At 58.6% G+C, this 23,003-nt stretch carries 20 protein-coding genes, 4 tRNA genes and 1 riboswitch; of the genes, 18 read left to right on the top strand and 6 right to left on the bottom strand.

What is annotated here, in order from left to right; all coding sequences use genetic code 11:
• Positions 1–93: 93 nt before the first annotated feature.
• Positions 94–579 carry a hypothetical protein gene (locus tag JFN91_RS14895; RefSeq protein WP_199389981.1) on the top strand — a complete coding sequence of 162 codons (486 nt, stop codon included), beginning with the start codon at positions 94–96 and terminating at the stop codon, positions 577–579.
• A gap of 551 nt (positions 580–1,130) precedes the next feature.
• Here the strand turns inward: JFN91_RS14895 and JFN91_RS14890 are convergent.
• A complete protein-coding gene (locus JFN91_RS14890) occupies positions 1,131–2,177 on the bottom strand; it encodes an IS110 family RNA-guided transposase (protein WP_199389980.1) in 1,047 nt (348 codons plus the stop codon).
• Between the two features lie 169 nt (positions 2,178–2,346).
• Between JFN91_RS14890 and JFN91_RS14885 the strand changes: the two genes are divergently transcribed.
• The 5 genes from JFN91_RS14885 to JFN91_RS14865 all read left to right on the top strand — a co-directional run bounded on the left by JFN91_RS14885 (position 2,347) and on the right by JFN91_RS14865 (position 6,937).
• The gene (locus JFN91_RS14885) at positions 2,347–2,682 is read left to right on the top strand and encodes a hypothetical protein (RefSeq protein ID WP_199389979.1); all 336 of its coding nucleotides are present in this window, start codon (positions 2,347–2,349) and stop codon (positions 2,680–2,682) included.
• A 169-nt stretch (positions 2,683–2,851) separates the two neighbouring features.
• On the top strand, positions 2,852–3,223 hold the full coding sequence (locus tag JFN91_RS14880) for a hypothetical protein (protein ID WP_199389978.1): 372 nt from the start codon (positions 2,852–2,854) through the stop codon (positions 3,221–3,223).
• A gap of 752 nt (positions 3,224–3,975) precedes the next feature.
• Positions 3,976–4,920 (top strand): DUF2157 domain-containing protein, encoded by a 945-nt coding sequence (locus tag JFN91_RS14875; RefSeq protein ID WP_199389977.1) that lies wholly within the window; start codon positions 3,976–3,978, stop codon positions 4,918–4,920.
• Complete coding sequence (locus tag JFN91_RS14870; RefSeq protein ID WP_199389976.1) at positions 4,917–6,119, top strand: hypothetical protein; 1,203 nt, start codon at positions 4,917–4,919, stop codon at positions 6,117–6,119. Before JFN91_RS14875 ends, JFN91_RS14870 begins: the two co-directional genes overlap by 4 nt.
• A 143-nt stretch (positions 6,120–6,262) precedes the next feature.
• Positions 6,263–6,937 carry a hypothetical protein gene (locus tag JFN91_RS14865; protein WP_199389975.1) on the top strand — a complete coding sequence of 225 codons (675 nt, stop codon included), beginning with the start codon at positions 6,263–6,265 and terminating at the stop codon, positions 6,935–6,937.
• Between the two features lie 84 nt (positions 6,938–7,021).
• Here JFN91_RS14865 and JFN91_RS14860 read toward each other — a convergent pair whose 3' ends face one another.
• The gene (locus tag JFN91_RS14860) at positions 7,022–7,981 is read right to left on the bottom strand and encodes an SGNH/GDSL hydrolase family protein (RefSeq protein WP_199389974.1); all 960 of its coding nucleotides are present in this window, start codon (positions 7,979–7,981) and stop codon (positions 7,022–7,024) included.
• Positions 7,982–8,363: 382 nt separating this feature from the next.
• On the opposite strand from JFN91_RS14860, the gene JFN91_RS14855 reads away from it, so the two are divergent.
• The 3 genes from JFN91_RS14855 (at position 8,364) to JFN91_RS14845 (ending at position 12,439) form a co-directional block, all read left to right on the top strand.
• On the top strand, positions 8,364–8,603 hold the full coding sequence (locus JFN91_RS14855) for a hypothetical protein (protein ID WP_199389973.1): 240 nt from the start codon (positions 8,364–8,366) through the stop codon (positions 8,601–8,603).
• Between the two features lie 23 nt (positions 8,604–8,626).
• Entirely contained in the window at positions 8,627–9,409 is a 783-nt protein-coding gene (locus tag JFN91_RS14850; protein ID WP_199389972.1) for an enoyl-CoA hydratase-related protein, read from the top strand.
• 114 nt (positions 9,410–9,523) lie between these two features.
• On the top strand, positions 9,524–12,439 hold the full coding sequence (locus JFN91_RS14845; RefSeq protein ID WP_199389971.1) for an ATP-binding protein: 2,916 nt from the start codon (positions 9,524–9,526) through the stop codon (positions 12,437–12,439).
• 15 nt (positions 12,440–12,454) lie between these two features.
• Here JFN91_RS14845 and JFN91_RS14840 read toward each other — a convergent pair whose 3' ends face one another.
• On the bottom strand, positions 12,455–13,195 hold the full coding sequence (locus JFN91_RS14840) for an AraC family transcriptional regulator (protein WP_236015189.1): 741 nt from the start codon (positions 13,193–13,195) through the stop codon (positions 12,455–12,457).
• A 133-nt stretch (positions 13,196–13,328) separates the two neighbouring features.
• Here JFN91_RS14840 and JFN91_RS14835 point away from each other — a divergent pair, with 133 nt between their 5' ends.
• Entirely contained in the window at positions 13,329–14,102 is a 774-nt protein-coding gene (locus tag JFN91_RS14835) for a class I SAM-dependent methyltransferase (protein WP_199389970.1), read from the top strand.
• An 11-nt stretch (positions 14,103–14,113) separates the two neighbouring features.
• Here JFN91_RS14835 and JFN91_RS14830 read toward each other — a convergent pair whose 3' ends face one another.
• The 3 genes from JFN91_RS14830 to JFN91_RS14820 form a co-directional block, all read right to left on the bottom strand.
• Positions 14,114–14,434: a nucleotidyltransferase family protein gene (locus JFN91_RS14830; protein WP_199389969.1), complete on the bottom strand. Its 321-nt coding sequence runs from the start codon at positions 14,432–14,434 to the stop codon at positions 14,114–14,116.
• Entirely contained in the window at positions 14,434–14,850 is a 417-nt protein-coding gene (locus tag JFN91_RS14825) for a nucleotidyltransferase substrate binding protein (RefSeq protein WP_199389968.1), read from the bottom strand. Before JFN91_RS14825 ends, JFN91_RS14830 begins: the two co-directional genes overlap by 1 nt.
• Before the next feature lie 341 nt (positions 14,851–15,191).
• On the bottom strand, positions 15,192–17,426 hold the full coding sequence (locus JFN91_RS14820) for a vitamin B12-dependent ribonucleotide reductase (protein WP_199389967.1): 2,235 nt from the start codon (positions 17,424–17,426) through the stop codon (positions 15,192–15,194).
• Between the two features lie 237 nt (positions 17,427–17,663).
• On the opposite strand from JFN91_RS14820, the gene JFN91_RS14815 reads away from it, so the two are divergent.
• From JFN91_RS14815 to JFN91_RS14780, 8 genes are all read left to right on the top strand, one after another.
• On the top strand, positions 17,664–18,734 hold the full coding sequence (locus tag JFN91_RS14815; protein ID WP_199389966.1) for a sensor domain-containing diguanylate cyclase: 1,071 nt from the start codon (positions 17,664–17,666) through the stop codon (positions 18,732–18,734).
• Positions 18,731–19,906 carry a right-handed parallel beta-helix repeat-containing protein gene (locus JFN91_RS14810; RefSeq protein ID WP_199389965.1) on the top strand — a complete coding sequence of 392 codons (1,176 nt, stop codon included), beginning with the start codon at positions 18,731–18,733 and terminating at the stop codon, positions 19,904–19,906. Before JFN91_RS14815 ends, JFN91_RS14810 begins: the two co-directional genes overlap by 4 nt.
• A gap of 246 nt (positions 19,907–20,152) precedes the next feature.
• A complete protein-coding gene (rph, locus tag JFN91_RS14805) occupies positions 20,153–20,872 on the top strand; it encodes a ribonuclease PH (protein WP_199389964.1) in 720 nt (239 codons plus the stop codon).
• Positions 20,869–21,459: an XTP/dITP diphosphatase gene (locus JFN91_RS14800; RefSeq protein ID WP_199389963.1), complete on the top strand. Its 591-nt coding sequence runs from the start codon at positions 20,869–20,871 to the stop codon at positions 21,457–21,459. The genes rph and JFN91_RS14800 overlap by 4 nt, the downstream gene beginning before the upstream one ends.
• Positions 21,460–21,644: 185 nt before the next feature.
• Positions 21,645–21,722: transfer RNA gene (locus tag JFN91_RS14795), tRNA-Pro, on the top strand.
• Between the two features lie 22 nt (positions 21,723–21,744).
• Positions 21,745–21,821: transfer RNA gene (locus JFN91_RS14790), tRNA-Arg, on the top strand.
• A 12-nt stretch (positions 21,822–21,833) separates the two neighbouring features.
• Positions 21,834–21,909: transfer RNA gene (locus JFN91_RS14785), tRNA-His, on the top strand.
• 57 nt (positions 21,910–21,966) lie between these two features.
• Positions 21,967–22,051, top strand: a tRNA-Leu gene (locus JFN91_RS14780).
• Positions 22,052–22,751: 700 nt separating this feature from the next.
• Positions 22,752–22,838, top strand: a riboswitch (cyclic di-GMP riboswitch).
• The last annotated feature ends 165 nt before the right edge of the window (positions 22,839–23,003 follow it).

The following is a 23,003-nucleotide window of genomic DNA, read 5'->3' as shown; positions in this document are numbered from 1 at the left end:
GGACTTCGCGAGAGAGTAAAAGCGGGAAGAGTCTGCGGGAGGGAGGTCGCTCCGCCGCTCACCCGCCAGCCGTTGGCCGAAAATGAGAGACAAATGAAACTGCTGCCTTACGATAAGTTTGAAGTAACTGTAAAGTTGCCACCTTGGGATGTGTGCAGAAGACTTTTAGAGAACGTACCAGAGAAGAAATTTTTTAGCGGCCTTTTTGCGGAATCGAAACCGTTCAAAGGCAATATAGAGGAAGCTTCATTTAAGATCTATCGAAACATCTGGTATCGCAATTCTGGTTTGCCAATATTGCATGGCAAACTGGAAGACCTCGGTGGTAGGACCAGGATTAACGTTACCATGAAGCTCCACGGTTTAGTTCAGGCCTTTTTACTAGTTTTTTGTGCTATTCAGCTAAAGTCTCTATTGGAGAAGTATGGCTTTGATTTGTTTGATGTCATTTTTATTGTCGTCGTAACGATCATAATTTGCGGTGGGTTTTGGTTTGAAGTACGGTTGAGTAAGAAAGCCTTTCTTGAGTTGTTCAAAGGCGACATAATAACTAGCGATGCACCCCACCAAGATTGCTGACAGCTTCTTCGCCAGAGCACTTTTTGCAGGCAACACCCAACCCTTATAAGGCCCCCGTCCGTCAATAGGCAATATGGTGCCCGGACGATCTTGAGGTCGCTTTACAAGTAAATCGCTGCTCCAGTTTCTCGGTCCCGACTCGTATTTCTCATCCCGGCATCAGGTTTTTCTCTTTACGAAAAAAGGCCTGCACCAAACACTTATCGAGGTTCACACCGCTGCGCTTTTACACTGGCAACGGTTGCGCGGGCATCACCCGCGCGACCTGGAAACTATATCGTACCCTCATGCCGTCCCATTCAAAGATCGGGCTCGCACGGCGCAGTTGGTTCCGGGCTCGGCGAGGGGCAGAACACATATGAAATTGAAGGCAGTCAATTCGTCTATGTAAGGAGCGGAACGGGGCTCCCAATCAACGCCTCAGTTCCCGGAGTATCGGCATAGCGACCGCGCCGCGCTCGATTCGGCGCACTGTTAGATTGCCGGTCGCAGGTCATGCTCACCCATGTCGGCCCTAGTTGGAATTCGGGCTGCTCCCGTTCCCTCCAGCTCTACGCCGTTGCCGTAAATTTTGCCAAGTTGAACGGCACGCCGTTTTTCAGCATGTAGTAGATGGCCCGAGCCAATTTGTGGGCCAGAATAGAGAGGGCTTTACCCTTCCCATGCTTTTGGGCCAGCTTTTCCACCAGTTGTTTGCCTTGGTGATTGTGGCGCAGAAACGATACGGCCGCCTCTGAGAAAGCCCACTTCAGATGGGCGTTGCCGATCTTGGCGCCGCCGGTTCCCTTTTTCTTGCCAGCCGACTCATGGGGGCATTTTACCAGGCGGCAGTATGAGACAAAGTCCTGCACCGACTCGAAACGGTTGATGTCGTGGATCTCATAGAGGAACACCATTGACAGGGTCTTGCCGATGCCGTGGATTGAACTGAGGAGCATGAGCGTGCGCCGGTCCTGTCGACGGGAGGTTTTCTCCAGTTCCCATTCCAGTGCACCAATGACGTCGTCGTAGGCATCAATCATCGCCAGATCGATCTGCACGATCTTTCGCACCTCGGGATCTGGAAAGTGATCGGGAACTGTGCTGCGTGGTCCTTCGTTATATAGGCGGACCGGGATCTCCGGCAGATTGTATTGGATGGCGGTACTGTGTACATGGCCGAAAAGGTCGGCCCTGCGGCGGACCAGAAAGCAGCGCCGCCGTAACAGGTCACGGGTCGCCCGCATTTCTGGTGGATAGACATAAGCCATGGGGAACATTCCTCCCCGCAGAAGGACGGCAATCTTCTGAGAATCGATCTTGTCGTTCTTCACCTTGCCACCGTGCACTGCTTTCATGTACAGAGCATGGCCAAGGACGAATTCGATCTTTTCGCGGCTGCAGAGGTCGGCAAGCCAGTACCAGGCGAACATGCACTCCACGCCTACCACAAGATCTTCTCGAAACGGGGCGATAACCCTGAGGAAATCTTCTGGTGACGTGCTGATGTTGCGGTGTAGAACTACCGCTCCTTCCGCATTGAGAATGCAAACGAACATTTTTTTTGCGTGGAGGTCGATTCCACAGTAGTGCTTGTGTGATTTCGTGTAAAATCGCATGCGTAAGGCCCCCTTTGGATTCCCTTTGGAATTGGTTCTCGCAAAGCTGAGCATACACTAAGAAGTATGCCCAAGGGGGGCCTTACACAGTATCCACGTCCTTAGACACGGACGACTGGCGCCGCCGGTCAAGGCCGCGCCCGTTGGCATGCAAATGAGGGAAGGGGCAATGTTCAAATACCTTTTACTAGTATTGCTTTTCTACTCTTTGGTAGCTGAAGCAAAAACGAATGCCGACCATGATACAAGCATTGTTGCAAATGGAAATGGGTCTTACTCTATAACAAGGGCCTTTTCTCCAAATGGTGGTGAATCCCCTTCAACATTAGAGAGTGAAGCTGAGTCTTTCTGTGCTAACCGAAATAAGTACTTTTACTTTACGGAAATGAAAAGTGGTGCGTTATTCTGGACACTAACCTTTAAATGTATAACTGACAAAAACAAAGCTGAATTGCAAAAACGCTTAAGCACAATTCGATCCGACGGTACACAACAACGAAGGTAGTGGGTGGCGTATGAGGCTCCCCTGGTAAGGGATATTTGAAGGGACTGTTCCAACAAAGTGGGTGGACCGGTCTGCACGATGGTAGGAGCCGGAACAGGTTTATAAGAGCCGGGCGCTCCGCCGCTCACCAGCAACCCCGTTGTCGTAGGAATGGAAAAAGGAGAAAGAAATGAAATTTTTCATCTGCTTTTTAGCGGTTTTTGCTTTTGTGATCCATTTCAATGGAGATCCAGTTTGGGGGGATACATCAAAACCCTTGTCCATTAATGAGCTAACGGCTAAACCTCAAACGCATATAGGTAAAGTGGTAGTCGTAGGGCGAGTTGCCGCAGTCACACCGAGCAAAGGGTTTACTCTTATTGACAGTGCGAAATGCGCCACATGCACCACGGAATGCCTAACCGACAAAAACACAAAAAAGATTCCAGTGCTGTGGGCGGGTACGGCGCCAGTGGTGAAAAATGTCGTGCGGGTACAGGGAACTCTTTCCAAGAAACAGAACGGTTTTATCTTCATCGCTGACAACGTGACAAAGCAATGACTAGGAAAAAATATTTTCGACAATCTAGTTTGCCATACATAATTTTTATGGCCGTTTTTGCGGGTCACGCCTTTTATTTACGTCAGCAGTCGGCAATGCCTGCCGAAGGATGGGCTGATATCGGAGTAGGACAAAGCGGGTTTTGTGGATTTAACTCTTACTTTCAGGCTCAAGATTTTTACATGGGCTTTTCGTATGCCCTCGGTTCAGCATTCGCTGCATGGGCTTTGTTAAAGTACCTCGCTGTTCGACAAGCGGCGATGGCAGCGGGAGCGGCTGGGAGTATAACTTTGGTCGGAGTTCTAATGGGTACTGGCTGCTTCATGATAGGCTGTTGCGGTTCGCCCATGCTTGGAGTTTATGCGAGTATATTCGGTGCTAAAGCGCTCGGTGTTGGCAAGCCTTTGATGGCGCTCGTTACTGTGCTGTCAGTTGGTGGTGGTTACTTGTACTTGTCTCGACGAGTCTCCAAAGTCATTTGCGCTGATAGCAATTGTACGTGTAATGAATGGACGCACAGATGATTTATATGATTCGCCAGACGAGGTGCCAACCACGTCCTTAGACACAGGCGGCTGACGTCGCTGGTCAAGGCCGAGCCGTTGGCAGGGAACAAGATGAAAAGAAAGCCAATACAGAAATTGATTCAATTTGACGCCTTTGTCGCTAAAATGAATTCTTCGCCACGAGAGCACCGAACCGGCGGTTGAATGTCACAACAAGTGCGATAGACGCTGCTGAAGGGGGGCAAGGTGCAAGAAGCACTGGATGACCTTGAGCGTAACGACATCCTGAGCCGGGAGCAGGCGGCGCTGCTGCGTCAGATCTACGCTCGGGAGCTGTTTTCGGTGCACTGGGAACTGCGGATCCTCCTCTATGGCGGCATCCTGGTCCTGACTGCCGGACTCGGTCTGCTTGTCGCCAAACATTTTGCCTCCATCGGCGACCTGACCCTGCTCGCGGCCATTGCCCTCGGGTGCACGGCCTGTTTTGCCTACTGCCTGCGCCACGGTGGCGGCTTCTCTCCGGAAAGACTCGCCACGCCGGACGCGGCCTACGACTATGTCCTCCTGCTCGGCTGCCTCCTCCTCGGAACGCTGCAGAGCTACCTGGAACTCCGCTACCAACTCCTCGCCCAATCCTGGAACTGGTGGCTGCTGGTCTCCGCCCTGACCTATCTGCTGTGCGCCCACTACTTTGACAACCGCCTGGTCCTTTCCCTGGCCCTCTCCACCCTCGGCGCCTGGCTCGGCGTCAAGACAAGCCTGCCCGGCGCGTGGCCCTGGGATGGCGCCCTGCGCGATAACGCCATCTTCTTCGGGGGGCTGGTCGTGGCGGCGGGGGCGATGCAGACCCGACTGGGCTGGAAACGCCACTTCCTCCCAGTCCACCTGCACCTCGGGATCAACGTACTCCTCGCCGCCCTGGTCGCCGGCGTCGGCTCGCGCGGCGCAGATCTGGCCTATCTTGCCGGGCTGCTACTGGCCGGCAGCGGTAGCGCATTCTACGCCCTGCGGGAACGCAGCTTCGCCTTCCTCCTGTACGCCGTCCTTTATGGCTATCTCGGCATCACCATCTTCGTGTTCAATCGCGGCCACTGGAGCAGTGAAGGGGTCATATTCTACTTCCTGGCCAGCGCAGCTTCGCTGCTGATGGCCCTGGTGGCCTTGCATCGCCGCTTCCGGAGTGCGGAATGATAGCCCTCTATGAGAAAGGCGAGCGCCGGGTGGCGGTGGTGGAGGAGGCACGGCGCTGGCAGCAGGCCGGGATCGTCACCGCGGAGCAGGCCGCTGCGGTGGCAGAGCGCTATCGGCCGGAACTGGTGCGGGTGAACGTCTTTATCCGCATCCTCCTCGCCTTGTTCACCACGGTCGGGGTGGTGGCCCTGGTGGCGCTGCCGGCTACTATGTTCGACGTCAAGGAAGTCGGCTTAACGGTATTGTGCCTGTTCTTCGCCCCGCTCTGCGCCTGGGTCGCCGACTGCGCGCTTATCGCCGGCCGCCGCCTCTACCGCTGCGGCGCCGAGGAGGCGCTGCTGCTGCTGGCGGTCGGCATGCTCGCCCTGGCGGTTGCCATCCCCGCTCACAGCTGGGGGCACAGCGCGGAACGTCTGGCCTGGCTGGCGGCGCACGGCATCGTCCTGGCCGGAGCGGTCCTGGTGACGGTCCGCTACGGCTATGCCCTGGCGGCCTTCGGGGCGATGCTTGCCCTGGCCGGTCTTCCTTTCCACCTCGCGGACATTCTTCACTTGCAGCAGCCGCGGCTGTCCCGGCTGGTCCTTTTGCTGCTGCTCGGCGCAGCGGCAATTTGGGCGCAGCTGCGGCTCACCGGTCGCAAGACCCTTGCCCGGGGATACATCTGGTCTTTGGAGACCGTTCGCCTCGCGGCCTGGGCGGGAATCTATCTGGACGTGAACCTTTTTGCCCACCGCCTACTCTGGCGGCAATGGCTTGGGTGGACTCCGGGGGAATGGCAGCTACCCTGGAGCGATCCCCTCTGCGCCGTCCTTACCGCCATCCTGCCGGTGGCTGCCCTGGCGATGGGGATCGGCCGCCGCGACCGGCCCCTGCTCTGGTTCGGCATCGTCTCCGCCATCCTCTCCATCGTCACCCTCAAGTACTACTTACATCTGGGCTATCTTGCCGAGGAGTTGACGGCAGCGGGACTGTCGTTGACGGGTCTCGCCGTCGGCCTGCTGCGCTGGATGCGCGCCGGTCCCAAACGCTGTCGCGGCGCCTTTACCGCCGAACCGCTCCTTGAGCCGCGCCTTTATGGTCTCAATGCCGAGGCGTTGGCGGCGATCCAGCCTCTCACCCCCGCGGCCAGGGTGCAGCAGGACGGATTTCAGCCGGGCGGTGGCAGCTTCGGGGGAGGCGGTGCATCCGGCGGCTATTAGTGTAGGATCTGGGGGATCTTCCAGGGAAACCGACAGCAACGGTTGGCTATTAAAACAGAGGGTGACAAAGAGAATTAAAAGAGAAAAGGGGACGGCTACTTTATTAACTGTGGCAGCAAAAGATGGCATAACCGGAGTTAGCAATGACCAGGGTAAATGAAAAAGCCGACGGTGTCGCAAAGACAGCGAGGTCCCGCTGGCCATCACTGTGCGCATTGTTGGCGCTTGGGGGGCTATATGCGGCGTTGCCTTCCTCTCTACTTCTTGGCGGCCCGCGCTGGCTCCTGCTGGCCATCGTCTCGGTGCTCGCGGTGCCGCTTGTCGTCACCCATTACAAGGGAGCCCACGATACAAACCAGGTGATCGGTTTCGTTTTAAACGGGGTCGTGACGTCGACCATGATAATCTCGTTGGTCTTACTGATAACAGCCCTGCCGCTTCACCTGGAAAAACCGCAACAACTGCTGCAGTCCGCGGCGGCGCTGTGGCTCTCCAATATCCTGGTTTTTGCCTCCTGGTACTGGAGGCTTGACGCCGGGGGGCCGCACCATCGTGCTCAACGCGGGGAACACATCAAGGGAGCATTTCTTTTCCCCCAGATGACGCTGCCCCCCGAAAAAAAGCATGCTGCCGGCTTGAATGAGTGGACCCCCAATTTCGTAGATTACCTCTTCCTTGCCTTTAACACCTCCACAGCTTTCTCTCCAACTGATGTTCCCGTCCTGTCGCGTTGGGCAAAGGTCTTGATGATGCTGCAGTCGATGATCTCTCTGCTGGTGATTGCTCTGCTTGCGGCACGGGCCGTCAACATCTTGTAATCTGACCCTTTTGGGGACGCCCGTGTAGGGAAATAGATGCTGAAAACCGGAGTTCCTGTTGGGGGAAACTCCGGTTTTTTTCACTTACTTTGCCAGCTCTGACAGCGCCTGCTGCGCCATGACGCCGTGTACCTTCTCGGTGGGATGGATGCCGTCCCAGAAGATGAAGGTGTCGGGCTTGCTACAGACGAAGGGGGGCGAGCCGGGTGTCAGGCAGGGGGCGTCGACGACCTTCAACCCGAAAGCGGAGGGATCGCCTACCAATTCCTCGAGCTTGTCATAAAAGGCGACGCGCACCACCTGCAGGTCGGGGAGTTCGGAGGACATCGACGTCAGCAGGTAGTCGAGGAGGAAGTTGTAGTACTGGGATAACTGGTGTGCGCCGGCCGCTACTCCCGGCATCATCTTGTCGGTGGCGATGATGGCCGGAGTGAGGGAAAGGTCCGGGGCGTTGCATACCAGGAACTTTCTGGCACCGGCGCTGTAGAGAGCGGTGATGTTCGCCTGCAGGGAGGCTGCCGCCTGTTCAATAATGGCGGGGTCCTGGGCCTCCAGGGCGTCCCTGATGTCGTTGCTGCCGAATTCCACCACGTAGAGTGCGTTCTGCGGAGCCTGGCCGCCGAAGACGTTGAGGAAGGTAGTGACCTCGAAGGTGATGGTCGCCTCGCCCGCCTTGTCATGGGCCCGGGCGCCACCGATCGCGTAATTGGTGGCGTCGACCCCCAGCTCCCTGAATGCGGGGCGGGTGTTCCCTGACAGCGCGTATTGCCGGGCCAGCTGTTCCACCCAGGTTGCACCGTTGCTGAAGTGATGCCCGCCTCGCGCGTAGGGCATGTCAGGGACGAGGAATTGGTCCAGGAGCGGGTAGGGCGGCGTGTTCGACTGCCCCAGGAAAACAAAGGCGTTGCCGGGGTCGGAAAGGCTGTCGCCGAACACCACGATGCGGTCGAAGGACGTCTGCGCCGAGGCCCATGCCGGCACCAGCAGCATGAATGTCAGCAACAGCCCAAAGATCGTCCGCCTCTTGTCAAGAATCATGGCCATAGAATCCTCCTTTGATGGTCACTGCACGTGAAACAACCAAGGATCGTATTCCTGCGCCCTCGCTACCCCTCCTTTCTGCAGGCGTAACGACAATAAGTGTAAGACTTTCCGTCAATTCTTCAAGCGATGACGGGGATGAAAGTGCCCTATCTGTTAGTAAGAAAGGCGTTGCAGTTGTGACTTTGCCATTTCCCGGTATCCTCATCCATCAAGAGCGGACTGGCACAGGGGGGGATGACTTGTCAGGAAGGGGACATGGGGTAAGAGGGGACAAGCTACGTTCTCGCCGGAAACTTAAGGAGAGCTCGGGGCGCTCGTGAGGGGGCAACAGGGTAACAGGTTCGATGCCGAACTTTGACGGGACAGGACATGAGGTTGGTACATGGAAAAGATATATAAAAAGGATCCAGGTTCATTCTTTGTTATGGTTATCACGCTGGTGCTGTTTATCGGTGCGGTGTTCACCAAAGGGTTCACTCACGACCTGCTGCTGGAGGCCGGCGTCTTCCTGGTGTCGGTAAAGCTGATCATCATGAACTACAAGAGTACGGTTACAGCTAATGCTATCCAAGGTCAGCTGAAGGAGATTAAAGAGCTGCTGGAACAACAGCGGGAAATCTAAGGCTGGGCCTGCAAGGAGGGGAAATGGACTTGAAGAACCTGCTGCTGGAAGTAAATGATAGCATTGCGACGGTTACGGTGAACCGCCCGGCGGCGATGAACGCCATGACACCGGAGACCCTGGAGGAACTGCAGTGGACCGTCGCCGCAATAGATGGCCGCGATGAGATCCGCGCCGCGGTAATCACCGGGGCGGGCGCGAAGGCATTCATCGCAGGCGCCGACATCTCGCTCATGCGGGACATGACCTCGACCCAGGCGCGTGACTTGGCGCTGAAGGCCCACGGCATCTTCGCCGCCATCGAGCGCTCGTCAAAGCCCTTCATCGCGGCGGTCAACGGCTATGCCCTCGGCGGCGGCTGTGAACTTTCCATGGCCTGCGACATCCGTATCGCTTCCGAGAACGCGAAGTTCGGGCAGCCCGAGATCAACATCGGCATCCTCCCCGGTTTCGGCGGCTCGCAACGGCTCCCCAGGCTGGTGGGTAAGGGGCGGGCGCTGGAGATGATCCTCACCGGCGATATGGTCGATGCCGCGGAGGCGCTGCGCATCGGCCTGGTGAACAAGGTGGTGCCGCAAGCCGAGTTGCTGGGGGAGGCGCACAAGCTGGCTGCGAAGATTACCACCAAGGGGCGGGTTGCTGTGAAGCTTTGCAAGGAGGCGGTGGTCAACGGCCTGGAGATGGATCTCGCCCGCGCCTGCGCCTACGAGGCGGAACTCTTCGGCTACAGTTTCGCCACCGCGGACCAGAAGGAGGGGATGGCTGCCTTCCTGGAAAAGCGGGCGCCGGTTTTCCAGGACCGCTAGTGGCGGGCCAGGATGTCAGGTATTCAGCTAACTCTGGTTGATAAATTGTAAACTTTTAATACACTGATGCGCAGCAACGGGAAAAAACATCCATCAACAAGGTGGTGCTGCGCCATGCCATGGGTACATGAAATCAAAGCCGCCGAAGCATTGCTCGCTTCGGCGAACATCCCTCCTTCTGAGCTAATAATCACCTCCATAAAAAGAGTCAATCCGACCCGGCTCTGCCTACCCGAGACAGAAAAGGAACGCGGCTACGAGGTGAAGAACCGCTTGCAGAACCTGCTCCTGGAAAATTACGGTGAGGTCTTCAAGCTGTTACCGCATCCTTGCGACGCCAAGGTGGTCCTCATCAAGCATACGTTGCTTCCCTCTATCGACGCCTGCCACACCCATCTTGACGCTCTCTCGCTCAAGGCTTTGGATTGCGTGTCGAAACAAGACGGAGCCGGTGCGACGAGAGGGGCCGCGGGAGAGACTCGCCATCGGCGCGATGAACCGGCTGCTCATGCCACCTCTCCCCGGGAAGCCCTCGCCCGCGCCGAGCGGTTGCTGGACGAGTACGACTACCCAGGGGCCGAGAGGGAACTGGCTGCGCTCCGCATGACCAAAGGGGGCGACCTGGTCGCGTTCACCAGGGGGATCCGGATGCTCATCGAGGAAATGGGGGGCTTTCAGACGGCAATAGATACACTCCTCGCCCAGCCAAGCCGCGTGTTGCAGGAAAAATGTGTTCGTGAACTGCTGGCGCTTGCCTACTACGGCAGCGGCCAACCGGGTGAGGCGGGAGCCCTCTTCGATTCCCTGCACCACTCGGACCTGGGAAAGGATGCGCTTTGCGCCTACGCTGCAGTAGCCCTGCGCGATGGGAATCTCGCCTTCGCGCAGCAGCTGTTGGGCTGGGCCGAAGAGAAGGAGGGATTCGTCGCAGGCTGGGACGACCTCAAGACGAGAATCGAGGAGGCTGCGGCCGTCGAGGCGGAACCGGTGCTGCGGGATGCGATAGCTGCCCTGGACCAGGGGAACCTGGAGCGTGCTGCGGGGCTGGCCCGAGAGGCACTGGTCATGGGTAGAAACCTTCCGAAGGCCCGCAGGATCCTGGCACTATCGGAGTGTTGCGCGGTGATGACGGAAGTGACCGGTCTTTGGCGGACGCTGGAACGATGTCGGGAGAGAAGAGAGAGGCTACCGGTTTTAAAGAGGCTGCTGCAACTGGATAAAAGCAGCGAGAGCCGGATAAGGGAGCTGATTCAGTACGAGCAGGACGCCGAGCGGCGCGAAATGATCGAGCAGAAAATGCAGGCACTGCGCGCGGCGCTTGAGGAGGAGAAGTGGGCGGAGTGCTTTGAGGCGATGAGATGGCTGGCAAGCCGGGAAGACGCCGGCGAGTCGTATCGCACTGCTGCTTCGCTCTCGCCGCTCTTCCAGGTCCTGTACCGGAACCACCGCCTGGAGCGGATGCCGGATCGTAGCGCCGAGGCTGTCTGGCTCGACTTCGTGGCAGCCATTTCGTTGCGCCGCGGCGGCCGTGAGCGCGAGGCGCTGCAGATTCTGGCGCGGGTACGTCCCTGTTTTCGTTCCTCTCCATATTTTCAGGAGCAGTACCAACAGGCGCTGGCAGCCGAGCAGCAGGCCGAGCGCGACGAGGTACGGAGGCTGCTCGACTTGGCGCAGGCTGAGGGGAGCAGCTTCGACGACGTCGCCGCCATCTACAGCGAGATGCGTCGGGCCTCGACATACCTGCCTCAGGACGAACGCTCAGGGTACCTGTCAACCGTGGACGCGCGGGCGGAGGAACTGCGGCCGTTGAGAACCGCTGAGGACCTGCTTGCGGAGTACGAGACAGCCAAGTGGATAGGCGACGCAGCGAGGGCCGCTGCGCTGGCCGATGCAATAGCCGATGCGGCGGCTATCTCGGAGGTTGACAGCAAAGTTGCCGAGACCCTGAAGGTGGTGGCCACCCCGGTCGAGCTTACGGTATCGTCCTCCCTGCCTGTCGATGTGGCGAGGGAACACTCGGCTCATCTCTACTTCGTGACTGACCGCCACGTGTGCCTGCGCACCGGCGACGAGACGCTGTTGTTCATTGACCTTAAGGAAATGACCGCTTGGTCGTTGCAGTCCCCGCTGTTCACCGCCCCTTTTTTGCAGGACTACAACTCCGACAAAAACCTCTTTCTTTTCCGTAACGGCCCGGACGGGGAGCATTTTCTGCGTTTCGTCCTGGATGGGGAGCGAAGCCGCTTCTTGGGGATCGTCGAAGCCACAGCCGACATGTGGCCCGGAAGTCAACTTCAGGTTAGTCGGTTGTTCCTCTCCCGCAAGGAACATGAGTATTTCTGTGTTCTCTGCCACTCCGAGAAGCAGGAAATAAACAGAATGTTCAAGTTTACCCTCAACAACCACAGAAACCCCAGCGCGTTTCTTTCCTTGAAAGGCCAGTCCACTATGGCAATCGAGCGGGTGGGCACCAAGCCGGATGAATTTGTGATCGTCACGGACAGAGGGGTCATGCTCTGCAACAAGAATCTCACGTGGCCACTGCGGTTTCCGTTCGGCGAGAGCATCTACGGGGTCGACCAAGGCACGGGCAAGGTCTATTTTACGATAGAAGGTGCAGTCGCTGTGTGTGATTTTAAGACCAAGTCGTCCTACGATACATCCGTCACTGGGTTCGTAGGGGGACAATTTTTGCAACAGGAGGTGCTCGGAATCAGTCCAGATACCGAGAAAATGCTCCTCAGCTTCAGAGATGGTCAAGGCACCTTCTACAGCCTAAGCAATAACATGTTCAGCACCCAGGTCAGGCTCAGCACCATTTTTTGTACCGCTGTTCCCAGCAGGTTTTATTACATCGAGTGCGACGAGAGCTACGCCTCGATTCGCCTGAAGGATGTGACGGACGAAATAGACACCTTGTTGCAATGGAAGGAGTTGATGGTCGCGGGTGAGCATTCGGATTCATATGTCCCGAAGCTCAAGAAGCTGCGCGAGGGGGTGGACCTGGTTCGGGAGGCAATGACTCAGTAATGGGGTGTGTCTGCTTTACATCGGTGGGGTGTCCTTGAGGTATTGCCCGGGGGATGCCCCCAGGGATTGACGGAACATTTCGATGAAGGCGCTGAGGCTTTGGTAACCGAGATCGAAGGCGACCGTGGTCACGTTTTGCCCGCTTGCCAGCCGCTCTATCGCCTCCTGCAGGATCAGCCTTTTTTTCCATGCGCCGAAGGTGAGGCCGGTTTCGCGGACGAAGAGCCTGGCCAGGGTGCGGGGAGTGGTGCAGGCGACCGACGCCAGCGCCTCGATCGTTTCGACCGCGCCGGGGTCCGCTACCATCTTCTCGATGGCCCGTTGCAGGCGCTCATCATGCCCCATCGGGAGCCGCAGCTCGGTCGGCTCGGCCTGGCATAACTCGTCGATCAGCACCGTCATGAGCCGGTACCCCGCGCTTTCGGGGAGATAGCTCTCGCCGATGGTTACCGCCTTGAGGATCAACTCCCGCAACAGGGGGGAAACCTTCAGGATGGTGCACTGATCGGGCAACCTGCCGGATACGCCCCTCTCCAGGAACAGATTCCTCAGCGACACTTCCCCGGGAAAATAGACCTCGTGCTCCACGTCGGGCGGCACCCATACTGCCTGCGACGGAGGGACCACGAGCACCTCTGTACCGCTCACCACCCGCATCACGCCTCGGCTGGCGTAGATGAGCTGGCCGCGCGGATGGGCATGGGGCGCGGCGCAGCCGGCCTGTCTCACCTCCATGGCCAGGGGGATTACCGGCAAATGCGGGTCACTTCTCCAGCCGATTTCTATCGGCGTCAGTTTTGGCAGTTTCGCGACACTCATTGGCTGTTTATAGCAAGACAGCCGTGGCGATGGCAAGGTATTGTCATCATCATTTGCAAAGGAGGAGAGCATGGCCGACGACAAAGAGCAGGTGCACCGGGAGAAGATCATAGAGCAGTTCTCACAGCAGGCGGTACCGTTCACGCAGGTGCCGGGGCATCACGATGCCATGCAGGTCCTGTTGGAGGTGTCGGGAGTCGGCAAGAGCGACGAAGTGCTCGATGTCGCCTGTGGTCCGGGGATGGTTGCCTGCGAGTTCGCCAGGCATGCACGGCATGTGACGGGAGTCGACATCACGCCGGCCATGATCGAGCAGGCGCGGCAGCGCCAGGGTGAGCAGCGGTTGGCCAATCTCTCCTGGGACGTCGGCAACGCCGTCCCGCTGGCTTACCCGGACAACACGTTCTCCCTTGTTCTCACCCGCTACAGTTTCCACCATCTGCTGGATCCACGGGCAGCGCTCGCTGAAATGATCCGCGTCTGCCGGCCGGGCGGCACGGTACTGGTGGCCGACGTCGCCATGCCCTCGGCAAAGTCCGCCGCCTATGACCATTTGGAGCTGATCCGCGACCCCTCGCACACCCATGCCTTGACTGAAGAGGAGTTTGAGGAACTGTTCCAGCGTGCCGGCCTGGTCGACTGCCGGCGGAGTGCCTACGGTGTGGACATCGAGTTGGAGACACAGATACGCGCGTCCTTTCCCAAACCGGGGGACGACCAGGTGATCCGGGAAATGGTGACTGCCGACGTCGGCGTCGACAGCTTAGGCGTCAACGCCCGCAAGGAAGCCGGCAAGATCATGTACACCGTCCCGATCGCCGTGTATGCGGGGAGGAAAAGGTAAAAGCGGAGGGGCTATTTTGTGTGTGGGGGGTGTTTTTCTATCAGCACCACATAATGTTCCAAGATGTTTTTACGGAAGCTGTCCGGTACTTCATCCCATACCATAACGTCGACACGGAAGGGTAAATCACTTTCCTCAAGGGCCTCTTTCAGCGCGGCCAGCCGTTCGCGCTGCTCGCGCTCGGCGAAGACCACCAGGTCCAGGTCCGAAGAGGGGCGGGAGGTACCTTTGATCCGGGAGCCGTAGGTCCACACTTCGGTGTCGGGAATGTAGCTGATCAGCAGAGACAAAAGTGATTTCAGCTGGTCAGTGGTAAGATCAATGGAATCCACTACGCCCACCTTGCACCGGTCATGGTCTGGTAAAGATCGATGGCATCGTCGATAAAATCTCCCATCAGCTTCAGGCATTCCTCCGCCTTTTCGCCGCTGTAGTCGTGGGAGGTGTCGACACGGGCTTGGGCGTATCCAAGCCAGCGTTCCACTGAAGGGAAGAGCTTATTTTCAAAGCCGAGACGAAAGATCGGTTTGGGACTGTTCGGGACGTCGGGGATACCAAGTTCTTCCATCAGGTAGCGCTTGAGGATCTTCCAAAGGCAGTCGTAGCAGGTCTCAAAGCGATGAACGACCGACTCGGCCAATGCTTCCCTGTCGAGTTCGGGAAGGTCGCGTTCACGAGAGCTGCTGTAGTTTGCAAACTGCAGCTCAAGATGCTTGAGCGATCTGTTGAATTTGTCGTAATCGATCAACGCACAACCTCCATTTTCGTAAATCCTTTGATTCAGGTAGTGCCGGTTCCGGGCATGTACTATATGCATGTAAGCTGCTGAAAAGTGATAGCAGGTTTCTCGCGGTTTTTCCAGTTCTTTGACCGAAGGCTGAAGCTGGTGCAGACTATCACCTCGATTGAAGCTCGCTCACCCGCCCTTCGGGCACCCTCTCCCGGAGGGAGAGGGGGGGACGGCCGGTGCGATGCACGTAAAAAGGGGGATCCGCAAATCGGATCCCCCTTGGTACTTCTACTTCTTATCTACTCTTTGCTCGGTTCTCTTTCTCAGACCCTGCGCAACAGCAGCGTAAAACTACCTCGCTACGCGCACTCGGAGTAGCCGCAGACGCGGCATACTGCGCAGCCGCCTTCATGCTCGACGACACCACCACACTCGGGGCAGGCGCCTCTCTCGAAGCTCGGCGCCTCGATGACTTCGGCGTGGCCGGTCAGCGCCAGGTGCGATTGGATCGCCTTGGCGACGGCGTCGGCGCAGGAGAGGACCTTGTTGTCGCCGAAACCGCTCGGGCTGTGGCAGGAAATGCCCAGCAGCTGCTTCACGACCTGGCGTGCCTGCACACCGCTTCTCCAGGCGAGAGACACCATGCGGCCGATCGCCTCGGACTGGCTCGCGGCGCAGCCGCCGGCCTTGCCCATGGTGGTGAAGACTTCGAAGAGCCCGCTGGCGTCTTCGTTGATGGTGATGTACAGCGGCCCGCAACCGGTCTGCATCTGGTAGGTCCACCCTTTGAGCGCCTTGGGACGCTCGCGCTTGATGCTGCGCTTCTCCTCGAGGGTGAGGGGCACGGCGGCCTTGGGCTCTTCCTTCTTGCCGACGGAGAGTACCTGCTCGTCGCGGGAGCCGTCACGGTAGATGGTGACCCCCTTGCAGTTCATCTGGTAGGCCAGACGGTAGACTTCCTCGACGTCCTCGATGGTGGCTTCCTGCGGGAAGTTCACGGTCTTGGAGACGGCGTTGTCGGTGTGACGCTGGAAGGCGGCCTGCATGGTGATGTGCTCTTCCGGGGTGATGTCGTGGGCGGTGACGAACACGTCGCGCACGTCCTCGGGGATGGCGCTGATGTCGTGCACGGTGCCGTGCTCGGCGATGCGCTGCATCAGCTCCTCGCTGTAGAAGCCCTGCTCCTTGGCGATCTTCTCGAAGAGCGGGTTCACTTCGACCAGGATGTTCTTGTCCATGACCTGGCGCACGAAGCTGACCGCGAAGAGCGGCTCGACGCCGGAGGAGGCGTTGGCGATGATGGAGATGGTGCCGGTCGGGGCGATGGTGGTGACCGTCGCGTTCCTGATCGGATCGGCGCCCGGGACGTCGTAGATGCTACCCTTGAAGTTGGGGAAGGCGCCGCGGGACTTGGCAAGCTCGCGGGAGGCGATCTTGCCTTCCTCGTTGATGAACTGCATCACCTTCTCGCCCAGTTCCACGGACTCCTCGGAGCCGTAGGGGATGCCGAGCATGATCAGCATGTCCGCCCAGCCCATGACGCCCAGGCCGATCTTGCGGTTGGAGCGGGTCATCTCGTCGATCTGCGGCAGCGGGTAGTTGTTCACCTCGATGACGTTGTCCAAAAAGTGCACGGAGGTGCGCACGGTCTCTTTCAGCTTGTCCCAGTCTACCTTGCCGTGGACCACCATCTTTCCCAGGTTGATGGAGCCCAGGTTGCAGGACTCGTACGGGAGAAGCGGCTGCTCGCCGCAGGGGTTGGTCGACTCGATCTCGCCGATGTGCGGGGTCGGGTTGTCCTTGTTCAGGCGGTCCAGGAAGATGATGCCCGGCTCGCCGTTCTCCCAGGCCTGCTTCACGATGCGGGCGAACACCTTGCGCGCGTTCAGCGTGCCGGCCGGCTTCTTGTCACGCGGGTTGAATATGGTGTAGTCGCGGTCCGCGTCGACCGCCTTCATGAACTCCTCGGTGATGCCGACCGAGATGTTGAAGTTGTTCAGCTGGCGCTGGTCGTTCTTGCACATGATGAAGTCCATGATGTCGGGATGGTCGACACGCAGGATCGCCATGTTCGCGCCGCGGCGGGTGCCTCCCTGCTTGATGGTCTCGGTGGCGATGTCGAAGACGCGCATGAAGGAGAGGGGGCCGCTGGAGATGCCGGTGGTGGACATGACCACGTCGTTGGCCGGGCGCAGGCGCGAGAAGGAGAAGCCAGTGCCGCCGCCGGACTTGTGAATCAGCGCGGTGTTCTTGACGGATTCGAAGATTTCCTCCATGCTGTCGCCCACCGGCAGCACGAAGCAGGCGGAAAGCTGCCCCAGCTCGCGGCCGGCGTTCATCAGGGTCGGGGAGTTGGGGAGGAACTCGAAGTTGGTCATCATGTTGTAGAACTTGTCCGACAGCGCGGAGATGTCCGCCTTCTTGTCGAACACGGCGTCGGCCTGCGCGATCGCGGTCGCCACGCGGCGGAACATGTCGGAGGCAGTCTCAAGGGGCTTCCCGGCCTGGTCCCTCTTCAAATAGCGCTTCTCGAGCACCGTCAATGCGTTCTTGGTGAGACCCGGGATCTGACCCTTCTCGACTGTTTTCTTCATAACCTTTCGTCCTCCTTGGGATATTCAACATGTAGCCATGTCATTTGCTTGGGGCCCTACATTTTGTGGAGCGGCAGAAATAAACCACAAGATGTATGACGAAGTCAAGCGTTAATAGATTAAAATTTCGGCCGCTCATAAAAATCGAATTTGCCGTTGTTTACGCTGCTCGGCCATTTACAAGCGGACCGGCACTGTGCTATTGGTGTATGGTTAATTTTCCTGCCGGGAGCCTTCATGACCCAGTGTGATTGCAACAGCCAGAAAGAGTCCCTTGAATCCCAGGTCAAGGCGCTCAAGGACCTGATCGAGGTCGCCAAAGCGGTGGTGTCTACGTTGGACCTGGACACGGTGCTGCAGGCCATCCTCACCTCCGCCATGAGATTCGCCGAAACGCCGGCCGGCAGCGTTGCGCTCTACTACGACGCCAAGCGCGAGCTGAGCCTGCATGCGCACTCGGGACTGACGGCGGATTTCGTGAAGAAGGAGCGCTGGGAGGTGACCGCCGGCGGGCTGACCGAGCAGGTGCTCCGGGCGGGCGAGATCTTCTATATAGAGGACACGGAAAAGACCCCGTTCTTCAACAACCCGATCGCGCTCAACGAGGGTATCCGCTCGCTGGTCTGCGTGCCGCTCATCTTCCAGGAGCGCATCGTGGGGATCCTCTACCTCGACGATTTCGCTCCGAGGCAGTTCGACCGGGAGAAGCTGAACATGCTTTCCATCCTGGCCTCCTTTGCCGCCATGGCGATCCACAACGCAACGCTGCACAAGCAGACCAAGCTTTTGGCCATCACGGACGCGCTTACCGGGCTGCACAACCACCGCTACTTCAAGCAGTACTTCCGGCAGGAGATGGCGCGCGCCAAGCGCTACCACAAACCCTTTTCCATCATCATGATGGACGTGGACGACTTCAAGTCCTACAACGACAGCTACGGGCACGCCGCCGGCGACCGTCTCCTGGAACTGATGGGAGAGCTGATCCTGCAGACCATCCGCGGCGTAGACGTCGCCTTCCGCTATGGCGGCGAGGAGTTCATCGTGCTCCTGCCGGAGACGCGGCTGGAGAAGGCCATCCTGGCGGCGGAGCGCCTGCGCGACAGTGTGCAAAGCGGCACCGCCGCGAGGCTCGTGGAAGGGACCAACCGCGGCGTTACCGTGAGTATCGGCGTGGCGAGCTATCCCGAGAATGCCGACAAGATGGACGAGCTGTTCAACATCGTGGACTCCCTGCTCTACCTGGCCAAGCGCTGCGGCAAGAACAAGGTGTACCACCAGGAAGGCCTCGAGATCCCGGTGACATGAAAAAACAATTCCTTGCCCTTATCTGCGCGGGGCCGCTTCTGGCGGCCCTTTTGCTTCCCACCTTCGCCAAGGCTACGGTCGAGAAGCCTTTTGTCGTCGCTGCCAACACCGAGGCGGGCGCCAGCAAGGGGGCGGCGGTGGAGAGTGGTGCGCCGGCTACGGCGGCGCCCCAGCGGGTCGAGGTGCCGTTCAAGCCGCAGCTCTCGTACGGGGACCAGGTGCTGGCGGAGGATACCGTCTGGCGCGGCGAGGTGCTGGTACAGGGGGCGGTGACGGTGGCCTCCCAGGCGACGCTGACCGTGGAGCCGGGGACGGTGGTGCGCTTCAAAAAGAGCGAGGGGCAAACGCCGACCCTGGTGGTGCAGGGGCGCATTGTCGCCACCGGGACCAAGGATGATCCGATCCGCTTTACCTCCAGCTTCGCCGCGTCGGCGGCGGGGGACTGGCTGGGGATCACGCTCCTTGGCAGCGAGAAGAAGAATGTTATGGAGAACTGCCGCATCGACGGCGCCCAAACCGGGCTGGAGGCGCTCTTCTCCAACCTGACGCTGAAAGGGGTGCGTGTCGAGCGCTGCGCCGTAGGGATGCGTTTCCAGGATGCCCTGGTGCAGATGGAAACGGGGGGCGCATCGGACTGCGATGCGGGTCTGGTCTTCGCCAACAGCGAGGCGACCCTGCGCAGCCTGAACCTGATCGGCAACCGGGTCGGGATCTCGGGGCAGAAGAGCTCCCTCTACCTGCAGGACGGCAGTCTCGCCATGAACCGATCCGCGCTGTCGTGTGACAGTTGCCGGGTGAAGTTCGCCGGCGGCGCGGTGCTGGACAACGGGCGCGGGGTGACCCTGCTGGAGAGCGAGGGGAGTATCTCCGGCATGAAGCTCGCGCGCAACAGCGATTACGGCATTTCCCTGACCGGCTCGCGGGTGCGGGTGGAGGGGAACCTGATCACCGGCAACGGAACGCAGGGGATGCTGGTTTTCGACGGCGCCGGTGTGGCCTGGGGCAACATCATCAGCGGCAACAGCGGGCACGACATCTACAACGCGGGGACCGAGGAGTTCCGTGCCCCCAACAACTTCTGGGGCGAGAGCGGCCCCAGGATCTACGACAACGGCGGCCGCGGCAAGGTGGGCGTCGTGCCGCAGCTCAAGGCGGCCCCCAACGGTAACTAAACGGCCGTTCAACGTTCAACGTTCGACGTTTGAACCGGACATTGCACTGGCCGACAACTTCGGAGAAAGCCTTAAACCATTAACACGGAGGGCGTCTGAGGACATCTGAGTAAACAGGTGGACCTGCTGGCTTCGGCTGCTGATGGTGAACGAAAGAAAAGATGTAGCCGCCGGGAAAGGGCGGCATGAGGGGCAGCAGCATAACGAACGTTGAACGTTGAACGTTGAACGGGTTTTGGAGAGAGCATGACACGCACCAACGGCCGCGCGGCCGACGCACTGAGAGATGTGAAGATCACCCGCAACTACCTCAAACACGCCGAAGGATCGGTCCTGATCGAGTTCGGCGACACCAAGGTCATCTGCAACGCGACCGTCGAGGCGAAGGTGCCTTCGTTCCTGAAAGGGAAGGGGACCGGCTGGGTGACCGCCGAGTACTGCATGCTGCCGCGCGCAACCCACACCCGCAACCAGCGCGAGTCCGCGAAAGGGAAACTCACGGGACGCACCCACGAGATCCAGCGCCTGATCGGCAGATCGCTGCGCGCGGTGGTGGACATGGAGAAGCTGGGCGAGCGTTCCATCCTCATCGATTGCGACGTGATCCAGGCCGACGGCGGCACCCGCACCGCTTCCATCACCGGCGCTTACGTGGCGTTGGCCGATGCACTGCAGACCCTGGTCAACAACGGGGAACTCGCGGAGAGCCCGCTGCGCGAGGCGGTGGCGGCGGTGAGCGTCGGCATCATCGACGGCACTCCCTTCCTCGATCTCGACTATCCGGAGGACTCCAATGCCGAGGTCGACATGAACTTCGTGATGACCTCCTCGATGCGCTTCGTCGAGGTGCAGGGAACCGCCGAGGCGGAGCCGTTCACCATCGAGCAGATGGACGCCATGCGCAGCCACGCCATGCTCGGGCTCTCCCGGCTCTTCGAACTGCAGCGGGAGGCGCTTCAGGCATGAAAGAGCTCCTGGTGGCATCGGGCAACAAGGGGAAGCTGAAGGAGTTTGCCGAACTCTTGCGCGGGGTGGTGGACACCATCCTGTCTCCCGCCGATTTTCCGGAACTCCCGGATGTAGTGGAGGACGGGGACACCTTCGAGGCCAACGCCATCAAGAAGGCGCTCTCCGCGGCCAGGTTCACCGGCAAGCCGGTCCTGGCCGACGATTCCGGGCTCTGCGTCGACTGTCTGGGCGGGCGTCCCGGGGTTTTCTCGGCACGCTTTGCCGGCGAGCATGCCAGCGATGCCGATAACAATGCGCTGCTTCTGAAGGAGCTCTCCGGCGTGTCGCGTGCGGAGCGCACCGGGGCGTTTCACTGCGTCATCGCGCTCTGCCTCCCGGACGGGACCTGTCAGACCTTCGACGGCATGCTGGCCGGTGAGATACTTGAGGCGCCGCGCGGCGACGGGGGGTTCGGGTATGATCCCCTGTTCCTGGTCCCCGAGTACGGGCAGACCTTCTCCGAGCTTCCCATGGATGTGAAGAACGCCATCAGCCATCGGGGACGGGCCATGCAGATGTTGAAAGAGGCGCTGTCCTCACGCTAAGACGCCAAGACGCAAAGAAAGAACAGAAAACCATTTAACAGGGATAAAAGTGATAAAGGGGATGGTTAAACCTTGTCGGGACGTTATCCGTTTCATCCCTTTTATCCCTGTTCATCATGGTTCTGTTTACAGAAAAAAGATGTTGCACAGCCAGAAACCCTGTGCTATAAACGTGGTTCTTGAATCGGGGTGTAGCGCAGCCTGGCTAGCGCACCTGCCTTGGGAGCAGGGGGCCGGAGGTTCGAATCCTCTCACCCCGACCACTCATTGCAGGGCTTTACTTCTGCGCCTGTAGCTCAGCTGGATAGAGCAACGGCCTTCTAAGCCGTAGGTCAGAGGTTCGAACCCTCTCAGGCGTGCCACAATTGAATATGGTGGGTATGGTGAAGCGGTTAACACAAACGACTGTGACTCGTTCATACGTGGGTTCGAATCCCACTACCCACCCCAACCTATAAAGACAACCCCGTTTACCAGCGGGGTTTGTTGTTTCAACTGTTCGATTTTGCGAGAGTGGCGGAATTGGCAGACGCACCAGACTTAGGATCTGGCACCGCAAGGTATAGGGGTTCAAGTCCCCTCTCTCGCACCAGTAATAAAATCAAAGGGTTATCCGGTTTCGGGTAGCCCTTTTTGTTTACATCCTAAACGATTTGCATCCTTTTGTGCATCCTTTTGGCCGTTGTTCAAGCCTCTCGTCCTATCTCACGGTGTAGCGTAGCCGTGCTTTCATTTCCAATTTCGCCAGATCCGGTCTCTTTACATCGGTACCGGCGGGTGGTATCTGTCGTGCGCCTTGGAGGGCGGGACATCAATCAGGAGATGGTGCGGGAGGGGGGGGGCGCCTGGGCCTACTAGCGGTATCTGGAGCGGCCGTATGCCTCAGGCTATTTCAGGCTGAGGAAGAGGCCAGGCGCGAGCAGCGGGGGCTGTGGCGGCTGGGGAATCCGCAGCCGCCTTGGGAGTTTAGAAAAGCGCTAAGACGGCAGTGATCTTTAGGCCGGAATTTAAACTGGAGAAATCACACGGGGTATCATCTCAGGACTTTTTCGATGCTTAAATTCCCTCAAGCACTGCGCCCCGTCCATATGGGGCATGGTCAAATCAAGGACAGACCGCTTGCGGATGTGCTTTGAACACGGTGAGCGCTTCATTGCTTCCCACTGCCGTGGTCCCTTCCATCAGCAGCCGTACTGCAGTATAGAGCAGTCCGATCCATCTATTCATTTCTCTGAATGATAGTGTTGACAAGAATATTTGAATGAAATATTAATAACCATCTTTTACATGACGCACCGAACCGGCAAACCCGGGGTGACCCGGGGACGCAAAGCCACCTATCCAGGAAAGTTGACGGTCTGGAAAGAGGGGTTACCGAAGTGGTAAGGGAAGAGCCCGCCATTTCATTTCGGCGGGCTTTCTTATTATTTGGCTTTTGGAGGGATGATGTTGCGGAAAAAGTCGCTTGTTTTTGCAGTCGTTGTTTTTGTCCTCAGCTTTATTACATCGGGTGCCGGTGAGCGCTTCGGCTTTGCATATGCTGC

The organism is Geomonas anaerohicana, from assembly GCF_016458305.1.
GTDB classification, from domain to species: Bacteria; Desulfobacterota; Desulfuromonadia; order Geobacterales; family Geobacteraceae; genus Geomonas; species Geomonas anaerohicana.
This window is presented reverse-complemented; position numbering and strand designations above follow the sequence as displayed.